The sequence below is a fragment of the Rhodococcus sp. no. 34 genome, assembly GCF_054589475.1.
Genome location: NZ_BAAILK010000012.1, coordinates 24,824 through 32,156 on the forward strand (window position 1 = coordinate 24,824; position 7,333 = coordinate 32,156).

7 protein-coding genes are annotated in these 7,333 nt (G+C 63.9%); 4 read left to right on the forward strand and 3 right to left on the reverse strand.

Going from position 1 to position 7,333, the window contains the following annotated elements; translation table 11 throughout:
- Positions 1-89 precede the first annotated feature (89 nt).
- Together ACYP01_RS00935 and ACYP01_RS00940 are read left to right on the forward strand one after the other, a co-directional pair.
- Positions 90-1,037 carry a nitrilase-related carbon-nitrogen hydrolase gene (locus tag ACYP01_RS00935; protein ID WP_054188815.1) on the forward strand — a complete coding sequence of 316 codons (948 nt, stop codon included), beginning with the start codon at positions 90-92 and terminating at the stop codon, positions 1,035-1,037.
- On the forward strand, positions 1,034-2,059 hold the full coding sequence (locus ACYP01_RS00940) for an agmatine deiminase family protein (protein WP_042449028.1): 1,026 nt from the start codon (positions 1,034-1,036) through the stop codon (positions 2,057-2,059). The genes ACYP01_RS00935 and ACYP01_RS00940 overlap by 4 nt, the downstream gene beginning before the upstream one ends.
- 11 nt (positions 2,060-2,070) lie before the next feature.
- On the opposite strand, the gene ACYP01_RS00945 is transcribed toward ACYP01_RS00940, so the two are convergent.
- From ACYP01_RS00945 to ACYP01_RS00955, 3 genes are read right to left on the reverse strand one after another with little or no spacing between them, the layout of a single operon-like run.
- The gene (locus ACYP01_RS00945; RefSeq protein WP_065455347.1) at positions 2,071-4,008 is read right to left on the reverse strand and encodes a VWA domain-containing protein; all 1,938 of its coding nucleotides are present in this window, start codon (positions 4,006-4,008) and stop codon (positions 2,071-2,073) included.
- 9 nt (positions 4,009-4,017) lie between these two features.
- Complete coding sequence (locus ACYP01_RS00950) at positions 4,018-5,394, reverse strand: ATP-binding protein (protein ID WP_085998896.1); 1,377 nt, start codon at positions 5,392-5,394, stop codon at positions 4,018-4,020.
- 54 nt (positions 5,395-5,448) lie between these two features.
- Positions 5,449-5,865 carry a VOC family protein gene (locus tag ACYP01_RS00955; protein WP_007727590.1) on the reverse strand — a complete coding sequence of 139 codons (417 nt, stop codon included), beginning with the start codon at positions 5,863-5,865 and terminating at the stop codon, positions 5,449-5,451.
- A gap of 85 nt (positions 5,866-5,950) precedes the next feature.
- On the opposite strand from ACYP01_RS00955, the gene ACYP01_RS00960 reads away from it, so the two are divergent.
- Both ACYP01_RS00960 and ACYP01_RS00965 read left to right on the forward strand, forming a co-directional pair.
- Complete coding sequence (locus tag ACYP01_RS00960) at positions 5,951-6,523, forward strand: DUF4126 domain-containing protein (RefSeq protein ID WP_007727593.1); 573 nt, start codon at positions 5,951-5,953, stop codon at positions 6,521-6,523.
- Between the two features lie 27 nt (positions 6,524-6,550).
- On the forward strand, positions 6,551-7,333 hold a 783-nt coding region (locus tag ACYP01_RS00965), incomplete at its 3' end, for an alpha/beta hydrolase family protein (protein ID WP_459678220.1).

Below are 7,333 nucleotides of genomic sequence, written 5' to 3' on the forward strand. Positions count from 1 at the left end.
CCTTGATCAATCAGCGCTCACCCACCATACTTAACGAATCACATTCGTTTTACGTTGAACGTCGAATACCCGAGCACCGAGGAAACCCCATGCTGACGATCACCGCCCTCACCCCACCCGAGTCACCGGCCGCGACTTCGCCGTCCACGTCCACCCCTCTGCGTGTAGGTCTCGTCCAACATCGCTGGCACGAGGACCAAGACGACCTCCACGCTGAATTGAGCGAAGGCATTGCGTCCGCAGCGAAGCTGGGCGCTTCCGTGGTCTTTCTTCCGGAGCTGACGCTCAGCCGCTACCCCGCCTCCACCCCGGCCGGCGACAATCCCGGACGCGCGGCGGAAGACCTGCTCACCGGACCCACTTTCGCCTTCGCCACCAAGGCCGCCGCGGAGAACCAGGTTCTCGTTCACGCGTCGTTGTACGAGCGCAGCGACGCCGAGGACGGCCTGGGCTTCAACACCGCGATCCTGGTCTCGCCCGGGGGTGAACTTCTCGGTCGTACCCGCAAGCTCCACATTCCGGTGACGGCCGGGTACTACGAGGACACGTACTTTCGCGGCGGTCCGTCCGAGGACGCATACCCCGTTCACGAGGCACTCGGCGCCAAGTTCGGACTCCCGACATGCTGGGACGAGTGGTTCCCCGAGGTCGCACGTGCATACTCCCTCGCCGGTGCCCAGGTCCTGGTGTACCCGACGGCGATCGGCTCGGAACCCGATCACCCGAACTTCGACACCCAACCGCTGTGGCAGCAAGTGATCGTCGGAAACGGTATCGCCAACGGCACTTTCATGGTTGTCCCCAATCGCCACGGCAGTGAAGGTCTCATCACCTTCTACGGTTCGTCGTTCATCTCGGACCCGTACGGACGCATCCTCGTTCAGGCTCCGCGCGACGAATCAGCCGTCCTGGTCGCAGATCTCGACCTGCAGCACCGTGAAGACTGGCTTGCGCTGTTCCCGTTCCTGGCCACTCGCCGACCCGACACCTACTCGGCCCTGACCGCACCGGTGAACACTGCAGGAGCCAACCGATGACCTGGCGCATGCCCGCGGAAAGTGAACCGCACGAACGTACCTGGATGGCGTACCCGAGCGCCGGATACTCTCTCGGGGACACCGCGGAAGAACAGCACGAAGCGCGCTCGACGTGGGCGGCCGTCGCCCACGCCGTCGCCGAATTCGAGCCGGTCACCGTCGTCGTCGATCCCGCCGAAGTCGAAGAAGCACGAAAGTACCTGTCCGAGAAGGTCGACATCGTCGAGGCACCTCTCGACGACGCGTGGATGCGCGACATCGGGCCGACGTTCGTCCTGTCCGACGAAGGCCGTCTCGGCGGAGTCGACTGGGTGTTCAACGGCTGGGGTGCACAGGATTGGGCGCAGTGGGACAAGGACTCGAAGATCGGCGCATTTGTCGTCGAACAATCCGGTGCCCAGTTGATCGACTCACCAATCGTCAACGAGGGCGGCGGTATTGCGGTCGACGGTCTCGGCACCGTCTTGGTCACCGAAACCGTCCAACTCGATCCGGGACGAAACCCCGACCTGACGAAGGCCGACATCGAGGCCGAACTCGCCCGCACCATCGGCGCCAAGCACGTGATCTGGCTTCCCCGCGGATTGACTCGCGATCAGGAGACGTACGGAACGCGCGGACACGTCGACATCGTCGCTGCCATCTCTTCCCCCGGAGTGGTACTCGTCCATGACCAACGCAATCCGGTGCACCCCGACTACGCCGTCAGCAAGACGATCATCGAGTTGTTCGAAAGCTCGACGGACGTCGGCGGTCGGCCGTGGAAGGTCATTCGGGTACCTGCGCCCGAGATCCTGCGCGACGACGAGGGATTCGTCGACTACAGCTACATCAACCATCTCGTGGTCAATCGCGGAGTGATCGCCTGCAGCTTCGACGATCCGGCCGACGCCGAAGCGGCCCGGATCCTTGCGGCCGCCTACCCCGGACGCACTGTCGTCACCGTCGACGCCAGACCATTGTTCGAACGTGGCGGCGGCATCCACTGCATCACCCAGCACCAGCCCGCTGAACAAGACTGACGGCGGCAGAATTAACGGCGACCTCGCATGTAGTCACTCACGACGGCTGCGCCGAGGCCGTCCAGGTCCGGTGCGATGACGCGTCCACCCACCCGGTGCGCCATCCGGTCGACCACCCTGGCCAGACCTGGATCCTCACCGAGGCGGAAGAATGTGACCTTGGCGCCCAGCCTGGCCACGGCGTCGAGTGCTCGAACCGTCAAACCGAGGGTTCGCGCACTCGGCGGGTAGTCGAACCTGGCTTCTCCGTCCGCTTCGAGATGAGCCGTCGGCTCACCGTCGGTGACGATCAGTACCACCGGCTGTGCGTTAGAGTGGCGTCGAAGATGCCTGGCCGCCAACAACAGTGCGTGGTGCAGGTTGGTTCCCTGGTCCCACGCGCCGTCCAAACCAGCGAGCTCCGACGGGCTCAGTACGTGCGCGTGGCGTCCGAAGGCGATCAACTGCAGCTCGTCGCTGCGAAACCGCGTGCTCACCAGATGATTGAGTGCCAGAGCGGTGCGCTTCATCGGCACCCAGCGATCCTCCATCACCATCGAGAACGACGTGTCCACCAACAGAGCCACAGCAGCCTGACTACGCTGCTCGGTTTCGGCCACCTCGACATCGACGACGCTCAGCCGCACCGGCATTCGGCCCGGGTCACGTAGGACGGCGTTGGTGATGGTTCTCGTGACGTCCCACGGTTCGGTGTCCCCGAACTCCCATTCGCGGGAAGCTCCGGTCGGTTCGCCCATCGCACCTGCCCGACGCGTATCGCGTTGACCGGTTCGCGACGACAGTTGCCCGGCGACGTCACGCAGAGCGGTCTGTCCGAGCTGTCGCATGGCTTTGGGCGACAAGCGCCATTGACCGTCTGGTGCGCGATCGAAGAAACCCTGTTCCTGTAAAGCCTTTTCGAGATCGGCCAGGGTGCGAGCATCAGCGGCGGCTTCGTCGCCGAGTTGCCGCGCGAGTAGCTCGGGGTCGATGTCGTCGAGCGCTGCGCCTGCATACTGCTGCGACAGTTGATCTGCCAGCGATTCCAGCTCGGCGATGTCCTGCAGGGCACCGGTTCCCTCACCCAACCCCATTCCGTTGTCGCCGCGGAACTGTTGCGAACCTTCCCAGTCCTCACCTGGCCGAGCCGCCTGAAGAAACTGGTCGAGTTGACTCAGCTCACTCATCAGGCTCGGATCGCCGAACGCCTGCTGCGCCAACGCATCCAACTCGTCACGCTGCTCCTGCGAGAGCGAGTTACGCAATCGTTGTGCGGCCGCCGCGCGCTGCGCCAACGAATCCAGAAGTTCGTCGACGTTGCGCGGGTTGTCCGGGAAATACTGCCCGTGCTTGTCCATGAATTCCGCAAACTGCTCCGGAGTGTCGACACCCCGAGAGTGCGCATCGAGCAGTTGATTCAGATCTGCCAGCATCTGGCGAATCTGCTCACGATCCTCGTCGGTAGCGCCCTCGAGTGCCTGCTTCATTCCCGAGAAGCGTTGATCGAGGACCTCACGTCCGAGCAGATCACGAATCTTCTCGTAATCCGCGCGCGCCTGTTTGCTGCGCCAGTTGTAGTCGGCCAGATCTTGCACGGCCTGAGCTGTCGACGGCGGTAACTCCTCGATCCGCATTTCGTTGAATCGTGCGTCGTCGTCGAGAGCACGTGCCAATTCTTTGCGCTCTTCGAGCACCGCCTTGTCGAGAAGCTTACGAACCTCGTCGAGAGTTCCGTCGAGATTGTTGCGGCGCAGCAACTCGCGTCGACGCCGGTTCGCCTGGGCGGCAAGGTCGTCGAGCCCGCGCATGTCCCGGTTGCCTCGGCGCAGGAGCTCTCGGAGGGCATGGCGCGGCGACGTGCCCGACAACACGTCGTCGCCGATTGCTGCCAGGGCCTCGCGCAGATCCACGGGAGGCGCCAGCGGATCGGGACCACCGTCGTAAGGCCCGTACCGCGGATTGTGGATCATCACTGCCCCTTACGAATACACCGAGCGGCCGCCCGGGCCTTGATCTTTGGAGATCCGGCGCGCGAGGTAAAGCCCTTCGAGGGCAAGTTCGGCACCGGCGGCACGCTCGCCGTCGGATTGCGCACCGAGACGTTCGGCTACTTCGTCCAGGACCTCGAGGTCCGGAAGCTCGTCGAGAAATGCCTTGGCCGTGACAGATTCACCGGTGACGATCGTGTTGCCCATCTCCACCGCAGCAACCAGCATCCCCAGGTCGATCCCGCCGAGACGTACCCGAACCGTATCGGCCGTCGCGCGACGCAGCAGGTGCTCGAGCACCTCCAGTTCTCGTCCCTCTTCACCGGATTCGAACTCGACCTTGCCGCGAAGAACCTCGACCACGGACTCGAGATCGACGGGCCGTGCAACAGGATCGGCTTCGCCGAGCACCGCTGCCCGTCGTACCGCGGCGGCACTGACGGTTTCCGCGCCGGCGACGGCAAAGCGTGCCGACACACCCGATCGCTGGTCCACCGAGGTGGATTCGCGTAGCAAGCGCGTGAACCTGGCAAGAATTTCGAGAAGGTAGTCAGGCACCTCCGCGGCCAGGTGCGCCTCCTGCTCGATCACCGCGATCTCGCCCGCCAACTCGACGGGGTAGTGAGTGCGGATTTCTGCGCCGAAGCGGTCCTTGAGCGGTGTGATGATGCGCCCGCGGTTGGTGTAGTCCTCGGGGTTGGCGCTCGCGACCAGAAGAACGTCCAACGGAAGCCGAAGCGTGTACCCGCGGACCTGGATGTCCCGCTCTTCCATCACGTTGAGCAAGGAGACCTGGATGCGCTCGGCGAGGTCGGGAAGCTCGTTGATGGCCACGATTCCGCGATGCGCGCGGGGCACGAGACCGAAGTGAATGGTCTCCGGATCACCGAGGCTCCTACCTTCGGCCACCTTGACCGGGTCGACATCTCCGATCAGGTCGGCGACCGAGGTGTCCGGCGTTGCCAGTTTCTCGGAGTACCGCTCGCTGCGGTGTCGCCAGGCGATCGGGAGGTCGTTACCCAGTTCCTTGGCTCGACGTATCGAAGCCGGTGTGATCGGCTCGTACGGGTGCTCCCCCAGTTCCGAGCCTTCGATGACGGGCGTCCACTCGTCGAGCAGGAGCCCGAGAGTGCGAAGCAACCTCGTCTTTCCCTGACCTCGTTCGCCGAGCAGAACCACGTCGTGGCCGGCGATCAGCGCCCGCTCGAGTTGCGGGGCGACCGTGTCCTCGAACCCGACTATCCCGGGCCAGGGGTCACGGCCGTCCCGCAACGCGGCGAGAAGATTCTCTCGTAGTTCTTCCTTGACACTTCGCTGTACGTGTCCGGAGGCGCGTAGCTCTCCGAGGGTTTTTGCGACAGTCACCACTCCACGCTACGAGTGTTTTCGGGGTTTCGCCTCTCGCCGAGGAAGTTCGGTCGCTCAGCCCTCGATGTTCTCGGGATTCATCCAGATGATTTCCCAGATGTGGCCGTCGGGATCCTGGAAGCTGCGGCTGTACATGAAGCCGTGATCCTGCGTCGCGTTTCCTTCGGAACCGCCGGTCGCGAGCGCCTTGTCGACGAGGGCGTCGACGGCCTCACGGGTCTCGGCCGAGAGACCGAGCAGCGCTTCCGTCGACGTCGAGGTGTCGGCGATGCCCTTGGTGGTGAAGGTCTTGAAGAAGGGCTCGGCCAACAGCATCACGACGATGGTGTCACTGATGACCATCGACGACGCATTCTCGTCGGAGAACTGCGTGTTCTTGGAGTATCCGAGGCCCTCGTAGAAGGTGGTGGCCTTGCCGAGGTCCTTGACGGGCAGGTTGAGGAAGAACATCGGCTGCGGGTTTGTCGCCATGAAAGGTCCTTTCCGAGACTTTGCTGTGCGCCTTTATTAACCGCCGGCGGTTAATAAAGGCGCACAGTAGACCTAAACTCCACCCATGGATACCTGGGTGTTGCCGGCCATGCTCGGCCTCGGACTCGCCGCAGCGTCCGGAATGCGAACCTTCCTGCCCCTGCTGATGCTCAGCGCTGCCGTCCACTTCGAACTGTTCGGGATCACCGTCGGCGAGTCGATGCGGTGGATCGGATCGACCGGCGCGCTGGTGGCATTGGCAATCGCCGCGGTGGTCGAACTGGGTGCCGACCTCATTCCGTTCGTGGACAACGCACTCTCGGTGATCGGGAACGTCACGGGGCCGATCGCCGGAGTGATCGCGGCCTGGGCGGCCTTCAGCCATCTCGACCCTGCGATGGCCGCGTTGGCGGGCATCATCGTCGGAGCGCCGACGGCGTTGACGTTCAGCGCCGCGCAGACCGGCACTCGCGCGGTCAGTACGGCCACTACCGGTGGGCTGGCAAATCCCGTCGTTTCCGTCATCGAGGATGTGCTGACTTTCTTCACTTCCTTGATCGCGATGATCTTGCCGCTCCTGATCATTCCCCTGCTCGCCGCGCTCTTGTGGTTCAGCTGGCGTGGCTGGCGTCGTGTCCGGAGTCTGCGCACCGCCTGACCGCACCGACCTGGTAGACAAGTCGTCATGTCCGACACCGAGATCTCGTTCCAATCCGGCGACGTCACCCTGTACGGGAGTCTTCGCCTGGCCGCCTCACCCGACGCCCCTGCCCCGGCCGCGCTGATTCTGGCCGGCAGTGGCCCCACCGATCGCAACGGCGACAGCGCCCTCCTCGAAGGCGACATCGGAACTCTGCGGTTCATCGCGGATCTTCTTGAAAATCAAGGGATTTCAAGCCTGCGTTACGACAAGCTCGGCAGTGGCGAAACCGCCCTCGGCGACTACGAGATCGAGGACATCGCCGATCTCGGCTTCAACACTTTTGTCGACGCCGCCTCCGACGGACTGGACTACCTCGCCGGGCAACCCGGTGTCGATCCCGAGCGCTTGTTCGTGGTCGGACACAGCGACGGCGCCGTAGTCGCACTGGCTCTCGCCACCGCGAAGGAGGGCGCCAGAGTCAGTGCCCTCGCACTGCTCGAGCCACTGAGCGTCAGACTTCTCGATCTACTCACGACGCAGATTCACCGCCAGCTCGATGCGGTCGTCGGCGCCGGTCAGTTGCCGGTCGAACTGGCTGACGAACTGCGCGTCGCGCTCGCCGATGCCGTCGAGTCGCTGCGATCCGAGGGCACTGTTCCGGATGACCTGCCCGAGCCGCTGCAGAATGCGGGACTCGTACACGCCAATGCCAAGGCACTCGCCGAGGAAGACGCATTGGACCCGGTTGCGCTCGTGGCGGCGCTACCGGCGGGCATGCCCGTTCTCACGAGCTGCTCGGACAAGGACATCCAAGTCATTCCCGCC

Coding starts and splice junctions, on each gene's coding strand:
- ACYP01_RS00945 (WP_065455347.1), bottom strand. CDS start 4,008: ATGATCCACAATCCGCGGTACGGGCCTTACGACGGTGGTCCCGATCCG.
- ACYP01_RS00935 (WP_054188815.1), top strand. CDS start 90: ATGCTGACGATCACCGCCCTCACCCCACCCGAGTCACCGGCCGCGACT.
- ACYP01_RS00955 (WP_007727590.1), bottom strand. CDS start 5,865: ATGGCGACAAACCCGCAGCCGATGTTCTTCCTCAACCTGCCCGTCAAG.
- ACYP01_RS00960 (WP_007727593.1), top strand. CDS start 5,951: ATGGATACCTGGGTGTTGCCGGCCATGCTCGGCCTCGGACTCGCCGCA.
- ACYP01_RS00940 (WP_042449028.1), top strand. CDS start 1,034: ATGACCTGGCGCATGCCCGCGGAAAGTGAACCGCACGAACGTACCTGG.